The organism is Synechococcus sp. BL107, from assembly GCF_000153805.1.
Lineage (GTDB): Bacteria > Cyanobacteriota > Cyanobacteriia > PCC-6307 > Cyanobiaceae > Parasynechococcus.
Genome location: NZ_DS022298.1, coordinates 1,413,376 through 1,425,689, shown reverse-complemented (window position 1 = coordinate 1,425,689; position 12,314 = coordinate 1,413,376). Strand labels below are relative to the sequence as shown.

Sequence of the window (12,314 nt, the reverse complement as noted above, 5' to 3'; positions counted from 1 at the left end):
TAAAGAATGTGATGTTTTCGACCTGCCCAAGCCGCCGAAAGAACACGATTCGTCAGTGGAACAAAAAAGCACTACAGCGGTTTATCGAGCGCACTCTGAGAGTCGAGCCAGCCATCATCAATGGCTTCTAGCCAGTGGGTCATTGTTGCGATAGCCAGCTTTCGAGCCGATGCAAGACCTGGCCAAAACATCAGGGTGAGCAGCGTGCCACCAGTCATCGGGTCCGACACTTCTGCAGCTTCAATGCGCCGTGTTTCGGGGTCAAACAATAGATGGAGGTGGGCCGCAGATGTCTGGCTGAGTTCGACCACCATGGCGAGATGCTGCATCTGAATCATGGCTGTTGGCTGGAGCTGATCGTCAAACAACTGATGGTCGACGGGGTCGTCGACCCACCAACTTCCATTCGGGCATTTGCGTTCTTCTCCTTCGATCCAGTCGATCTTCAAACCACCTGCAAGAACAAGCTGGTTTAAGACGTTATCAATAGTTTCGATCATCCCTGACGTCATTCATACTTCATACTCTAATGAACTTGCTCTGAATAAGCACTTCGTTGATAGCAGTGGAACCCGCCCGAAACAGAAAATAATCATTGAAAACCGATGAAAAATATGAGTTCGGTTCTCCGTACCTAGGTGCCATTCAGGCAAGTCGTTCAGTTGATTATAAATAACTGATGGAATTTTTTCTTATTGTGACCTGGGCATTCATCGCATGGGTTCTAAAAACACAAAATCCATTCAAGAATTAAATTAATCCTCTCGAAACAACATATACAGTAAGTATAATTTCATTCAGATAATAGTGATTGCATCTTCCACCTAAGATCGATCAGACATTTGCTTACGTAAGGCTCTCAAAAGCGTACACATCTCAAGGCTTTCAGATTCAAAATCACAGACATGCTCTAGAAGATTGTCATACCAGTCGCCATAATCTGAAGTCTGAGCGCGGAGCCGTGAGTCGCTATTCACTAATTCAAGAATAGGAAGAGCCGCCGAGTAGATTTCATGATTCATGCATTGATTATAACTAAAAAAGATTCATAGGCCGATAAAGTTTAGTTAACATATCAGATATTCAGTAGAGACAACTACCGAGATTTCGTGGCAACCACAGCGAAAAATGGATCACCTTTGCCACCAAAAAGACCCATCACCCCATCCGATCGAGTGTCTTCTGCAATAACTTCAGGCTTCATCCAACCTTGGGCCATCAACACTGAAGACACATACGTCAAATGATCTCCGTCGTCACCATCAGTCCAAACCTGAGGTGCTTTGGTAAAAAACATCCGGTTCGAAAAAGCGACAATCACTTGTCCCATTGGCCGTGTAATACGTAGAAGCTCGGCAGCGACAGCCTCAGGCTGCTGTAAATATTGCCATCCAGCAACAATTAATGTGGCATCAATACTTGAATCTGATAAGGGCAAGACTTGATCCCTATTTAAATTTTGGACCCAATTCCTATCGAGACGCGAATTGGCATTGAGCTCCTCCGCGTTTAAACCATGCCCAATAACTTCGTCATAGATCACATCTTCTGGAAGGTGGCTAACCCAGCTGCTCATCAAATCAAGAACAACAGCACATGGAGGAAGCTTTTGCCGATAAAGAGTGGTTAATCGTTCTCTAAAAGGAGAATCTAGATGATGAACAAATCGTGGCTCATTATAGAAAAGAGCATCATCACTTCGATCTAGTTTAAACCGCTGTGACTCATCAAGAACCTGAACAACAGACATCAATTAACCAAGATCGAGGTACCAGCGGACGACTCCAGTGAGTTGACCAACAATTCCATAGCCCGTAATTCGTTCAACAACAATTGCAGCCATGAAGCCCAGCATTGCCGCCCGACCATTGAGCAGCTCAACCTCTCCAAGGGCTGAGCGATTCCACGGACGAGCTGTGGTTAACGATTCGCCGAATCGTTCCGGCGTCTCATATTTAAAAGTCTGACGGGTCATGGGAGCGAGCACATCCAGGCGACCTTAACGGGCGTGTCGGGTCGACTGGGATAGGCACTCCATCTGCCGATCGAATCCTGGCGATCCATCCGTCCTGCATCACAGTCTGCGCGCATCGGTATCACCTTGGCTTTCCACTCCGACTGATCAGCACGTTTTAACAGCAGACCAGCTTCGATCTCCACGACAATCCCATCCGATCTGGTCGTCGAAACACGCGGCGAGCGCAAGTATTCCGCCGCTTGGAGCTGAGGTTTGGCCATGGCATCAACAAACGTCCAACCCCCACCAGGGAGATGCGTTTTCCGCAATTGACTCCAGAAGATGGGTTCGGGCTCGGGATGCCAATTGGCACGAACAGGGCAAGAAATCATTGCGACCAGCCCACTCAAGCAACACAAAGCGATGGATCGACACGCCAACATGGGAGAACTGATTGGTAAAGGGACGCTGACACAGACACGAATCACTTTGGCCGAGCTGCTGCGAAATCATCCAAGCTCGGAAAAGATTTTCGAACTCGTTCAGCAGCTTGAGCAGGAACAGCCGGCAGATCTCTCCGATCAACTCGATCAGTTGACCGGCACTTGGGAGCTGCGATGGAGTAGCTCAAGTCAACCGTGGTTGAAACAATCACCAGGGCTTCTCAACCTACAAATCCTTGACCCCGACCAAGGCCGAGGACGCAACATTCTTCAATTGGGTGGTCCGCTTGGACAATTTGCAGGAATCCAGGTTGATGCAGACATCAGCGTTGCTAGTCAGCAACGGGTGAATGTGTGCTTCAAACGGGGCGGTTGGGCTGGACCAAGCATTGCAGGACGGAAACTTCAGCTCTTGCGCTCTATTGAACAAAGTTTCCCGGCTTGGCTTGATATCACCGTGCTGGATGATGCATTGCGCATCTGTCGTGGGAATGCTGGAACCATTTTTGCCTTACTCAAAAGACCCGATATCCATCTTCCAGACTGGACTCAGTAGCTCGCTGCACAACATGTTGGCGCAGTCCACATCCCATCAACCAAGCAAGAAAGCCTTCAACAAAATTCGACTCATCAAAAACCAATTACAAGGGTCAATCCAGAACCGCCCCTAGACGTTCATCCATCTAGGTTCAAGTTATGTATACTTTTTAAACGTTGAACCGATAGTTGTCGGTTGCAGTTAGAGCCAGGTCACGCAACGGGGTCCTGGTCGCTGTGGAGACTTGTATGTCACCTCTCGCCCTCGCTCAACGCCTACAGAAGCGTAAGCATCGCCTCAACGAGGCTCAAATGGCACATCTGCGCCAAACCGCTTATCGGGGTGTTAATACCACCGCCCACCAAGCGCCAACGAGTCAGTTTGAACAGACGATTTGCGTTCAACGCGGTATCTCTTACATCAACTGATCCAAATCAAAAGCCCCACCGGGGGCTTTTTTTTTGAGTCACCGTTAAACGGTTGTCATCCTTGAAAAAGGGAGGCCGCCCCTCCCGGATGGAAGAGACGGCCGATCTCGCTCGTTTGTTCATGGATCTCCCAAACAAGGCTTGAAGTGAGAAACCAGCCCACCTACGACAGGGATGGGGGGATTTCTCGTATTCCTCGCTTCCGAAACCACTGCTTCCTCTTCCAAAAAGCAGAGATCATGTCGTAGTTCAATCACTGAAAGAAAGTGAACTGAAAGAAGAAGAGCGAAGCGACTGGCTTGGTGGCAAACCCTGGGGCCATTGCGACCAGGTGTGAAACCTCTTTTCCTGCTGGGGCACCTCAACGATGCAGAGGAAAGTCGACTGGGTTGACGCTCAGCGTTGTCGCGCCAGACGGACGGCTCACGGATGGGTTGAAAGTTGGAGCAGGGGCCAGAAAAGTCAGCGTGCTTCTAGCGCTTGCTCAGGTGGAGTTTCGGCCGTCATGGGCACCTCCGATTTCGATGCCCATACTTTTGCCCAGCACAGCTCGTTTGCCATCGGTGTTAAGGCGCATTGCCCTCTCAAGCAAAACCTCCGACAGTGGAAACGGCGTGCTTAGCAACCGCAATACAGGCCAAACGACCACTGCCTTGAAACTTCCACAGCCCCCAATGGGCCGGAAAGGCCTAAAACTCTCTTTCCCAGCGCGAACCGGACGGAATCTTGCAAACACTCAATCGATCGATACTATTTGAGAAGGATTTTCACAGCCAATGATGCCCTTAAAATCATCACTAAAGAATGCCAAGACATGGTTAAAAGGTCTTATCATTAGTCGTCAATCACAATTCAAATCAACCGAAACGTCAAACCATAACATGAACGCATTAACTCAATATCCAATTCAATGGGTAGAAAAGTAAACTGCACATCCATCACGCTTGCCAATAAACAATTGTACTCAAATTGATTTGCATTTTAGAACAAAATAATTGAGTCTTTGCTCTCTACTTTCAAAAACGTGTTTATTGGTATCGTAGATAAGCTCAACAAAGAAATGACAGTTTTTCTAAATGGCAGCGCCAAAATCCACAACCTGCGCAAATGAACGCTGTTGGGTTTGGTTCAAAGGTGATCCACTGAAACAAGACGGCTCATGGAAAGCAGGCTTCTATGGAGCTCCTTCTATTCTTGGTGGAATACGCATTGAAAGCCCAGACTTTGTACCTTGTCGTGTGCCTGAATGGCGCGTGCTCTTCAAGGAGCCCAAAGACCTTAAACAAACTCCAGATATCCCAGAGGGTGATTGGAAACTCTTTCCAACTGAACCAAAGTAAAGCCAATAAACTTAATTTTTTAAAACAATTATCTTTTCGGCCTTCATGCTTAGGACACAACCTATATTGATATCATTTCAAACAGACTAGTAATCAATCACATTGTACGATCTTCCTAAGCTAAAACCAAACACAACGGAGTTGATTCACCCATGGCTAATTTCCTTGACGAGCCAACCCGAGGTGACGGAACATCCTGGAAGCTAACCAAACAGAACTTTAATAAACCACCGCACTTTCATGATCCAACCATCGAAGAACTAAGAAATCATTTAGAAGAGCAAGGTACGAAGGAAAGCACGCGCGACAGTTTTCTCGCAAAGAGCAATGAAAATGTGCGTACTCCTGCAAAACTTGAATTATTGCTTCGAAGACCTGGCAAGGGATTATTTGCACAAAAATACAAAAATGGCGCACAACTTTGTTGGATGAGTGGATTCTGGTGTGGATCCCTTGAGCTAGAAGATAGTGAGGGAATCGAGGACACTTATCCACGGTGGAGTCTTTCAGTTTTAGTTGGTGACTTTTACAAAACCGGGGCCAAACAAATTCGTGAAGCCATCGTCACAGGCCACGGAGATAAGGCCTATGGGCAGTGGAAGCGGGCTGTTTTGGAAGATAAAAAAGGACGAACAGAAGTGCTTGACGCAATTGCTCATACCTGTGGGAAGAGGAAGAAGTTTGCTATCGGTTTTACCAAATCGGATTCATCCAAACGCCTTCTCAAAAGCCATGGGATTCGCATTGATGAAGATTGGACTTTTTTGTATCCCCACTACAAAGGAAACTGGAAACCGGTTCGTAATCCTTATACAGAGGTCGAGAAGAATACTAAACAGACATAAATGCATCTGAGTGCCAGCCAACAAAGTCACTATGCATCACCGAAACCTTTCTTATCGGATTTATTTTGACTTAGCTTTTTCTTCTTGGGTACGGAGATTTGAGTTTCATCATCACTAAATATCTGCCCATCAATCCAAATCGTTAGAATGTAGACAACAAGCAGGACGGGAACAATAACAAACCATTCATTCTCAAATTCATAAGGAAGTTGCCTTACGCCAAAAATGGCTAGGTATCCCGTGATCAAGGTCAATATAAATCGTCGAATAGAAGCTGGATTCACCTTTCAATCTCGGGTCTTTAAGCTTAGTCTGTTCATGGGAGAACACAATTAATCAATCAGCTCTCGACCCAACCAATGTTCAACGGCTTAACGGTTGAACGCACAAGGCTCCTAATCAGAAAACTCAGACTTAAGTGCAGCGATTAAAGCCTGGCACGAACGCATCGGCATTCCATTATCAAGGCTCGGTTGCAGTTGATCTTCCAGATCCTGAATAATTTGATCCGCAGGTTCACCACGGCTTACCAACTCTCGAACCGCGAGAATGGCAGCCTCTTCCGTGAAGCCGAGCAAATATTCCTTTAATTGCTGGGTAGAGGCTTGGGCAATAATCGAAGCCGTTGGATGCGGCATACCACATTTCCAATGGACAAAATTCTACGACCTAATTGATAGATTAATTCCAAACCACTCGGATCAAATTAAAAATTCATCAATCCATCGACCCACACCAATACACAACGTTCGACCGATAAATAAAATCATTGCATGCAGATCTAAACAATAGCTATCAATACACTTTTAGTTTCGTTTTATTTATATTTATGCTCGCAATTATTGTTCTCAGCATTATTTCTTACCGACGTGTGACATGAAATCTAGATTTTTTTCTTGTTCTGAGATCCAGCCATGCTGACAACAGGGATTTGTGTTGACACACTCAATTGAGGATTAAACCGCTTATGGACCATTCAGATCTGCTCTCCCTCGTTGAAGATATCGGCAAGGGAAATGTCCTCGACTCAGAAATGCTTCAGGGCTGCAGCGTTGCTGCCCATGAGTTAGATGAGATGGATGAGGTGATGGCGGCCAGCGTTGCGGCTCATGTCTTTCAAGAGCTCTACGGCCACAACGTTCAATCCATCAAGGGTGAACAAGCCGATCCAGATGAAGGAATCTGGACAGGCCAGGTGGAGGATTTTGATTTCCGCATCACCCGCAATATTGAAGGTGACTTGATCGTGGATTTTTTAGTGCGCGAGTAAAACCGTGATTTAACGCCTGATTAGACATTTCTGACTGATTTACCAGGCTGTTCCATAACTTCATGAAGCGTTGAAACGCAAACATGAATCAATAGCTATGGCGCCAAGCCCACACCAAATGCCACGGTGAAGTCATACGGGGCATCTTTCATGGCCAATCCGATTCAGGGCCGCAACCCCTACACCGTTCGGCATAAGACTTCAGACGGCGAGAAACTTGAATCTTGTTTCTATGCCAGCGACGCTTTCGAAGCGCGGATGTTGGCGATGGAATTCAACGCCTACATTCGGGCTCACCCCAATTGCATCGATTCGATTCTTAGGACGGAGGTTTGAGCGCGGTTCGCCGCCTTTCAACCTGCACAAAAATCAACCAAGCCAAACTGGCTAGGCCAGCACTCGTCCAATCACTGCGCAACAGTTCGAGGATGGCAATCGTGCTCGCTCCAATCCTGAAACCGCGCAGGATGAAGCTAGTGATCAGCTCTTTTCGGCTCGGTTCCGGTTGCATGGCTTCGTTCCGGAAAGATGGCTGCACTGCTTCGCACCATGATCACAACAGCACCGCGTCCCGATAGAGCAACTCTGTTGAATCTCGAGCGAGAAGCTCGTCGCAAGGGCAGTGGTATCCAAGCAGACCAACTTCAAGGATGTTGGAGACTTCAAACCACATGGAATCGTTCAGGCGCCCCCTCAACACCGGGAACGGACGCTTGTCTTCGGGCCTTCGATGCATGCTTAATTCTCACGGTCTCGCCTGAGCTCGACTCGCCTCAGTCCGAACACATACAGATCGAGAACCGAGTTCAAGTTGCCGGATTTCGGCTCAGTTTTCAGGGGGCAGCTCAGCTCAAAGGAAATCGCCCACTGCTGTTTTTCAGCTTTAATCGCGTCCAGCTAGAAGTTGCAGACAAGGTCTGGTTCAGCAAAGCGATCGACACACCTTCGATACAACGTATGCCCTTTTTTGCACTGATTCATCTCGACCCAAGCCAGGGTTTGTTGATTGCCCGCGGTCGTGGTGGTGGGTTAGCTCTTTGGAACAAACGTTCGATCGAAAGCGAATGAAACGCGAGGTGGCTTTGGCCGTTCTCGAACGCGACGGAGCATGGCTCCTACAACTCAGAGATGACAAGGAATCGATTCTCTATCCCGGCCACTGGGGACTGTTTGGAGGCCATCTTGATCCTGATGAAACACCTTCAGAAGCCGTACATCGTGAATTGCTCGAAGAAATCAATTGGAAACCAGCCTCTCCGCTGAAGCACTGGTTCACAAGTCAAGATGGACCTCGCATTGCCCATGTCTTTCGCGGTTGGCTCAGCGTGCCCGTGGAACAGTTGACGTTGCTAGAGGGGCAAGACCTCAAACTCACGTCCAAATATGAGCTTCGTCAAGGAAGCATCTGGAGCGATCGACGCAGTGAAGCCCGACCGATTGCCCCAGGTCTCGACCAAGTGATTAAACGTTTGCTGATTGATTGATTTGGGCTCAACTACCTGGCTCGAGATCCGCCACGGAGAAGCCTGGCTAGGAGGAGCACCTGTGCTCCACGACATCAACCTCGACTTGAGGCTTGGTGAGTCGACCACTGTTTTGGGCCCCAATGGTGCAGGAAAGAGCTGTTTGGTGAAGCTGATTGATCGTTCGCTGCACCCGATCGTTCAAGACCAGGCCTACCTGCATCTATTCGGACGTTCAAGCGTGAATCTTTGGCAACTGCGACAACGCCTCGGAATTGTCAGTACTCCGATGGAGGAGCGCATCCCAGGAGCGATCACCGCCCTTGAACTAGTTCTTGCTGGATTTTTTGGATCGACACGCCTAGGGCACGACCAAAACCCAACCGATCGTCAACGCATCCGAGCAAGACACGTTCTTGAACAGCTCAATCTTCAGTCGATTTCTGATCAGCCCTATGGCCAGCTCTCAGATGGCCAACGGCGACGTCTGCTGATGGCCAGAGCCTTAGTGCATGAACCAGACGTTCTTGTTTTGGATGAACCAAGCCGGGCATTGGATTTGAGGGGATGCCATCAGCTGATGCACACCCTTAGTGCTCTCTGCCGTCATGGCACCACCCTTGTGCAAGTCACCCACAGGATCGACACGATTATTCCAGAAATGAAGCGGGTTCTCTTTCTTCAAAAAGGGCGCATTGTTGGTGATGGAACGCCCGCTGAGATGCTCACATCGACGAAACTCAGCGCGTTGTACGACACACCAGTAGCGGTGGTGGAAGCCCATGGATTTCGGCAGGTTTTTCCGGCTTAACAAACCCTTTTTTGGGCGCAACTCCACAGCAGGCTGAGCCACGCGCCAGGATGTAACAAATTCGTTACATCCACCCCATGACTGTCGGAGAAGTTGTTCTCGAATCCTTAACGACCGGTGTTATTACAGAGGCTGAGGTCGGTTGGCTTGCATCCCATCAAGAATCGTTCAGTCGCGCTGAAGAAGCCGCCGCCATCCGCCTTGGTCGTCTGATGGACGACGGAGAGGTGAATTTGGGCTGCCGGATCGCGAATTCCGACACAGCCAGGGCCCAATCCCACCATCAGCACGTTTTGATCGATTGGATTGAACCCCTGGGACGAAATCGAGGAGCAGTAGCAGCCTGAATCTGCTAGCTAGCGCCTGAACGCTTTCGGACGACACGAGGAGTTGAGCGGGATTCTTCGACGACCACGGTCTTATCTTCGCCAGTTTGTTCGCTCTGCTTTGCGTCAACCGGCTCATCGTCAGGTTCCTGAGCCTCGATCACGCCAAGAATCATGGCGGCCTGAAGTTGATCGCTGATATCTCCGAGTGTCAAAAGGGCTTTAAGGACCAGTTGAGCCCTGGGGGCCTTTGGTAATCCGGGACGGAGCTTCTTCGTGGTGTTCCAAAGCTCCAACGCCACTTCCTTGAGCAGCTCCTTGTCAGCGGTCATTATTTGATGGATGTATCCATACAAGGAAGCACATCGGATGGACCATGACAGCGACTATCGCGAAGCCTGGGCCGATGAGGGAACGAAACGTTCACGTCACGCCAGTGAGTTTCTGTTCCGAGAAGCAGGTGTAGCCAGGTTTAACGATGTGTACGACGACGATGAAGCAGATGAGGAGATGGCTTAGCACCAACAACAGCATGTCTTTGTCCCCACACCAGATGGATCCCACCGAACGAGCGCTCAGGGCATCTGGTCACCGTCATTGGTGTCACCACTAAGCGACGGCATCGCCGCGTAACGACGCAACACTCCATGCCGGGGGGCAAACAAGAAAGCGCAGAGAAATTGCGCGGTTTGCACCAGCACGATGCACCCCGCCGTTGAGCTGTCGGTCCAATAACTAATGAAAACCCCCAACAAGCTCGACAACACACTGCTAGTGACAGCTAGCAATGTCATTCGATCAAAGCGATCGGTTAAGAGATAAGCCGTGGCACCGGGAGTGACCAACATGGCCACCACAAGAATGATTCCAACGGTTTGCAGTCCTGCAACAGCCGCGAGGGACAGCAGTCCGAGCAGCATGTAATGCAATACCCCTGTGTTGATGCCAATGGAGCGTGCATGCGTGGGATCAAAGCAGAACAGCATCAAATCCCGACGAAACACCAACAACGTCACCAAGACCAAAAGCGAAATCAACAAGGTTTGAACGATGTCGGCCGCGTTAATACCGAGCACATTTCCAAACAGGATGTGCGTGAGATCAATATTGCTGCGTGTTTTCGACACCAGAACTAAACCGAGGGCAAAAAATCCGGTGAACACCAAACCGATCACGGTGTCCTCCTTCACCCTCGATTTCTGCTTCACAAAGCCAATCGCGGCGACTGAACCCACCCCAAATACAAACGCTCCAAGCGAAAACGGCAGGCCAAGGGCGTAGGCCACTACAACACCGGGCAACACCGCATGGGAGACCGCGTCACCCATGAGCGCCCAACCCTTGAGCGTCATATAGCAAGACAGCAACCCACAAACCCCACCAACCAGAGCACTCACCAACAGGGCACGCAACATGAAGGCGTGACTCAGGGGTTCCAAGAGAAGGTTCATCGAATCAGTATGGGCGTGTCACCCGCAGGCACGATGCCCCGCGTCTCAACCCAATTCGCTCGTCCTGCCTTACGACGGTTGCCCACCAGGTCCAGCCGTCCAGTCCAGAGCCTTGTCGGTCGACTACTACCCATGGTCTTCCGCGTCCAAGGGTTAGAGGTCTGCAATGGAAATGCAGCAGAAGGCTTGGCCAAAGCCTTCCAAGCGCACCAAGCCGGAGAAACCACCCTTTTGATCGCCTTTCGGCATCCCAGCACTCGGGATCCACTCGTGCTGGCTGATCTGTTTTGGAACCGGACAGCCAATACAGCTCGCCAGCGCAACAGTCCATTGGCTCGCCCTGTGGAACTGCGCTTTTTGTATGACCGTGGCATTCCCATTTGGGCTGGACCGTTGATTGGCTGGCTACTGCAACGTTGTGGCGGAATCGCAATTCATAGAGGACGACTCGACCGTCCCGCTCTGGCCGAAGCACGTCAGGTGCTAGCCCAAGGTCGCTACCCCCTCGTGATTGCCCCGGAGGGAGCCACCAATAATCTCTCCACCGAGATGGCCCCCCTAGAACCGGGAGTTGCCCAACTGGCCTTTTGGGCGGCCGAGGATCTCGAAAAAAGTGGGCAAACCCAGGACCTTCAGGTGCTCCCCGTCAGCCTGACCTACAGCTGGAGGCATCAGAACTGGACCGCTCTTGATGCTCGCCTTCAGGCACTTGAACGCCATCTCGGGGTTCAGGGAGAACCGCTGAATGAGGAATGGGATGACCCCCACCAAGTGCACCGTCAGCGATTTCTGCGGATCGGTGACGCCCTGATTGATGCCCTTGAACACCTGGAGCGGCTACAGCACGAGCCAGACCAGCCGCTGGTTCATCGCATCACGACCTACCGCTTGCATGGATTAGCCAAAGCCGAATCCCATTTCGGTTTAAAAGCAGCGGGCACATTGCAGGAGCGCTGTCGACGCATTGAACAGGCGGCATGGGACCGGATTTATCGCGAGGGTCTTGAGCAGCTGCCCCCCCTTGAACGGAGCATTGCCGACTGGGAGGCCAGAGAAGCGGACCTCCAACTCAGCCGCATGCGGCTGGTGGAGCACTTCATTTGTGTGACCGGCCAATCGATTAGCGATGAAGCCAACTTCGACCGATTAGCAGAAATGCTTTTGTTAGTGGAAGAGACAATTGGCTGGATTGAGGACCGCCCCTGGAAGAGTTCCCCATCGCTAGGTCCTCAACGGGTGGAATTGAGCTTGGGGGAACCCATGGCAGTCCTCCCCCGGTTGAACTCCTATCGCCACAACCGTCGTCAAGCTGTCCAAGCGTTCATGGCAGACCTCCAACAAGCGCTCCATCAATTAATGGATGGGGTTTGAACATCAATGCTGCCTAGCGATCTGTTCAAATTCTCAGCCGGCATCGCTCTCATCAGCCTTTCGCCTCCTGA

Annotated in this window: 20 protein-coding genes; 11 read left to right on the top strand and 9 right to left on the bottom strand. The window is 50.1% G+C overall.

Translation table 11 applies throughout. The features are described 5' to 3' along the window. Positions 1 to 71 precede the first annotated feature (71 nt). From BL107_RS07400 to BL107_RS13095, 4 genes are all read right to left on the bottom strand, one after another. Positions 72 to 512, bottom strand: coding sequence for a hypothetical protein (locus BL107_RS07400; protein WP_156779421.1), 441 nt, complete (start codon positions 510 to 512; stop codon positions 72 to 74). A 584-nt stretch (positions 513 to 1,096) separates the two neighbouring features. Then, positions 1,097 to 1,750: a methyltransferase domain-containing protein gene (locus BL107_RS07395; RefSeq protein WP_037988284.1), complete on the bottom strand. Its 654-nt coding sequence runs from the start codon at positions 1,748 to 1,750 to the stop codon at positions 1,097 to 1,099. A gap of 3 nt (positions 1,751 to 1,753) precedes the next feature. Then, positions 1,754 to 1,975 carry a chlorophyll a/b-binding protein gene (locus BL107_RS07390; protein ID WP_009789681.1) on the bottom strand — a complete coding sequence of 74 codons (222 nt, stop codon included), beginning with the start codon at positions 1,973 to 1,975 and terminating at the stop codon, positions 1,754 to 1,756. After that, complete coding sequence (locus tag BL107_RS13095) at positions 1,972 to 2,238, bottom strand: hypothetical protein (protein WP_232192834.1); 267 nt, start codon at positions 2,236 to 2,238, stop codon at positions 1,972 to 1,974. The genes BL107_RS07390 and BL107_RS13095 overlap by 4 nt, the downstream gene beginning before the upstream one ends. A gap of 61 nt (positions 2,239 to 2,299) precedes the next feature. Here BL107_RS13095 and BL107_RS07380 point away from each other — a divergent pair, with 61 nt between their 5' ends. From BL107_RS07380 to BL107_RS07360, 3 genes are all read left to right on the top strand, one after another. Next, entirely contained in the window at positions 2,300 to 2,956 is a 657-nt protein-coding gene (locus tag BL107_RS07380; protein WP_232192829.1) for a PAP/fibrillin family protein, read from the top strand. A gap of 799 nt (positions 2,957 to 3,755) precedes the next feature. Further along, the gene (locus BL107_RS12640) at positions 3,756 to 4,124 is read left to right on the top strand and encodes a hypothetical protein (protein ID WP_037988279.1); all 369 of its coding nucleotides are present in this window, start codon (positions 3,756 to 3,758) and stop codon (positions 4,122 to 4,124) included. Between the two features lie 734 nt (positions 4,125 to 4,858). Then, positions 4,859 to 5,551, top strand: coding sequence for a hypothetical protein (locus BL107_RS07360; RefSeq protein ID WP_009789676.1), 693 nt, complete (start codon positions 4,859 to 4,861; stop codon positions 5,549 to 5,551). Positions 5,552 to 5,580: 29 nt separating this feature from the next. Here the strand turns inward: BL107_RS07360 and BL107_RS07355 are convergent, their stop codons facing one another. Both BL107_RS07355 and BL107_RS07350 read right to left on the bottom strand, forming a co-directional pair. Further along, positions 5,581 to 5,835, bottom strand: coding sequence for a hypothetical protein (locus BL107_RS07355; RefSeq protein WP_037988273.1), 255 nt, complete (start codon positions 5,833 to 5,835; stop codon positions 5,581 to 5,583). 111 nt (positions 5,836 to 5,946) lie between these two features. Then, a complete protein-coding gene (locus BL107_RS07350) occupies positions 5,947 to 6,189 on the bottom strand; it encodes a hypothetical protein (RefSeq protein WP_009789674.1) in 243 nt (80 codons plus the stop codon). A 329-nt stretch (positions 6,190 to 6,518) separates the two neighbouring features. Between BL107_RS07350 and BL107_RS07345 the strand changes: the two genes are divergently transcribed. Then, complete coding sequence (locus BL107_RS07345; protein WP_009789673.1) at positions 6,519 to 6,821, top strand: hypothetical protein; 303 nt, start codon at positions 6,519 to 6,521, stop codon at positions 6,819 to 6,821. Between the two features lie 150 nt (positions 6,822 to 6,971). Then, the gene (locus BL107_RS12230) at positions 6,972 to 7,157 is read left to right on the top strand and encodes a hypothetical protein (RefSeq protein ID WP_009789672.1); all 186 of its coding nucleotides are present in this window, start codon (positions 6,972 to 6,974) and stop codon (positions 7,155 to 7,157) included. On the opposite strand, the gene BL107_RS07335 is transcribed toward BL107_RS12230, so the two are convergent. Then, a complete protein-coding gene (locus BL107_RS07335; protein ID WP_009789671.1) occupies positions 7,141 to 7,332 on the bottom strand; it encodes a hypothetical protein in 192 nt (63 codons plus the stop codon). The genes BL107_RS12230 and BL107_RS07335 overlap by 17 nt on opposite strands. A 17-nt stretch (positions 7,333 to 7,349) precedes the next feature. Between BL107_RS07335 and BL107_RS07330 the strand changes: the two genes are divergently transcribed. The 4 genes from BL107_RS07330 (at position 7,350) to BL107_RS07315 (ending at position 9,442) form a co-directional block, all read left to right on the top strand. Beyond that, complete coding sequence (locus BL107_RS07330; RefSeq protein WP_009789670.1) at positions 7,350 to 7,889, top strand: hypothetical protein; 540 nt, start codon at positions 7,350 to 7,352, stop codon at positions 7,887 to 7,889. Continuing rightward, a complete protein-coding gene (locus BL107_RS07325; protein ID WP_009789669.1) occupies positions 7,886 to 8,305 on the top strand; it encodes an NUDIX hydrolase in 420 nt (139 codons plus the stop codon). The genes BL107_RS07330 and BL107_RS07325 overlap by 4 nt, the downstream gene beginning before the upstream one ends. Further along, a complete protein-coding gene (locus BL107_RS07320) occupies positions 8,298 to 9,095 on the top strand; it encodes an ABC transporter ATP-binding protein (RefSeq protein ID WP_009789668.1) in 798 nt (265 codons plus the stop codon). Before BL107_RS07325 ends, BL107_RS07320 begins: the two co-directional genes overlap by 8 nt. 77 nt (positions 9,096 to 9,172) lie before the next feature. Beyond that, a complete protein-coding gene (locus tag BL107_RS07315; RefSeq protein WP_009789667.1) occupies positions 9,173 to 9,442 on the top strand; it encodes a hypothetical protein in 270 nt (89 codons plus the stop codon). Between the two features lie 5 nt (positions 9,443 to 9,447). On the opposite strand, the gene BL107_RS07310 is transcribed toward BL107_RS07315, so the two are convergent. Continuing rightward, positions 9,448 to 9,753: a TIGR03894 family protein gene (locus BL107_RS07310; protein ID WP_009789666.1), complete on the bottom strand. Its 306-nt coding sequence runs from the start codon at positions 9,751 to 9,753 to the stop codon at positions 9,448 to 9,450. Positions 9,754 to 9,763: 10 nt separating this feature from the next. Between BL107_RS07310 and BL107_RS12635 the strand changes: the two genes are divergently transcribed. After that, entirely contained in the window at positions 9,764 to 9,940 is a 177-nt protein-coding gene (locus tag BL107_RS12635) for a hypothetical protein (RefSeq protein WP_009789665.1), read from the top strand. Positions 9,941 to 9,996: 56 nt separating this feature from the next. Here BL107_RS12635 and BL107_RS07305 read toward each other — a convergent pair whose 3' ends face one another. After that, the gene (locus tag BL107_RS07305; protein ID WP_009789664.1) at positions 9,997 to 10,872 is read right to left on the bottom strand and encodes a metal ABC transporter permease; all 876 of its coding nucleotides are present in this window, start codon (positions 10,870 to 10,872) and stop codon (positions 9,997 to 9,999) included. A 9-nt stretch (positions 10,873 to 10,881) separates the two neighbouring features. Between BL107_RS07305 and BL107_RS07300 the strand changes: the two genes are divergently transcribed. Then, complete coding sequence (locus BL107_RS07300; protein WP_232192827.1) at positions 10,882 to 12,243, top strand: 1-acyl-sn-glycerol-3-phosphate acyltransferase; 1,362 nt, start codon at positions 10,882 to 10,884, stop codon at positions 12,241 to 12,243. Positions 12,244 to 12,314 lie beyond the last annotated feature (71 nt).

Excerpts from the sequence above, each read along its gene's own strand:
- BL107_RS07400 (WP_156779421.1), bottom strand. The coding sequence starts at position 512 with ATGACGTCAGGGATGATCGAAACTATTGATAACGTCTTAAACCAGCTT.
- BL107_RS07395 (WP_037988284.1), bottom strand. The coding sequence starts at position 1,750 with ATGTCTGTTGTTCAGGTTCTTGATGAGTCACAGCGGTTTAAACTAGAT.
- BL107_RS07390 (WP_009789681.1), bottom strand. The coding sequence starts at position 1,975 with ATGACCCGTCAGACTTTTAAATATGAGACGCCGGAACGATTCGGCGAA.
- BL107_RS13095 (WP_232192834.1), bottom strand. The coding sequence starts at position 2,238 with ATGGCCAAACCTCAGCTCCAAGCGGCGGAATACTTGCGCTCGCCGCGT.
- BL107_RS07380 (WP_232192829.1), top strand. The coding sequence starts at position 2,300 with ATGGGTTCGGGCTCGGGATGCCAATTGGCACGAACAGGGCAAGAAATC.
- BL107_RS07360 (WP_009789676.1), top strand. The coding sequence starts at position 4,859 with ATGGCTAATTTCCTTGACGAGCCAACCCGAGGTGACGGAACATCCTGG.
- BL107_RS07350 (WP_009789674.1), bottom strand. The coding sequence starts at position 6,189 with ATGCCGCATCCAACGGCTTCGATTATTGCCCAAGCCTCTACCCAGCAA.
- BL107_RS07345 (WP_009789673.1), top strand. The coding sequence starts at position 6,519 with ATGGACCATTCAGATCTGCTCTCCCTCGTTGAAGATATCGGCAAGGGA.
- BL107_RS12230 (WP_009789672.1), top strand. The coding sequence starts at position 6,972 with ATGGCCAATCCGATTCAGGGCCGCAACCCCTACACCGTTCGGCATAAG.
- BL107_RS07335 (WP_009789671.1), bottom strand. The coding sequence starts at position 7,332 with ATGCAACCGGAACCGAGCCGAAAAGAGCTGATCACTAGCTTCATCCTG.
- BL107_RS07330 (WP_009789670.1), top strand. The coding sequence starts at position 7,350 with ATGGCTGCACTGCTTCGCACCATGATCACAACAGCACCGCGTCCCGAT.
- BL107_RS07325 (WP_009789669.1), top strand. The coding sequence starts at position 7,886 with ATGAAACGCGAGGTGGCTTTGGCCGTTCTCGAACGCGACGGAGCATGG.
- BL107_RS07315 (WP_009789667.1), top strand. The coding sequence starts at position 9,173 with ATGACTGTCGGAGAAGTTGTTCTCGAATCCTTAACGACCGGTGTTATT.
- BL107_RS07310 (WP_009789666.1), bottom strand. The coding sequence starts at position 9,753 with ATGACCGCTGACAAGGAGCTGCTCAAGGAAGTGGCGTTGGAGCTTTGG.
- BL107_RS12635 (WP_009789665.1), top strand. The coding sequence starts at position 9,764 with ATGTATCCATACAAGGAAGCACATCGGATGGACCATGACAGCGACTAT.
- BL107_RS07305 (WP_009789664.1), bottom strand. The coding sequence starts at position 10,872 with ATGAACCTTCTCTTGGAACCCCTGAGTCACGCCTTCATGTTGCGTGCC.
- BL107_RS07300 (WP_232192827.1), top strand. The coding sequence starts at position 10,882 with ATGGGCGTGTCACCCGCAGGCACGATGCCCCGCGTCTCAACCCAATTC.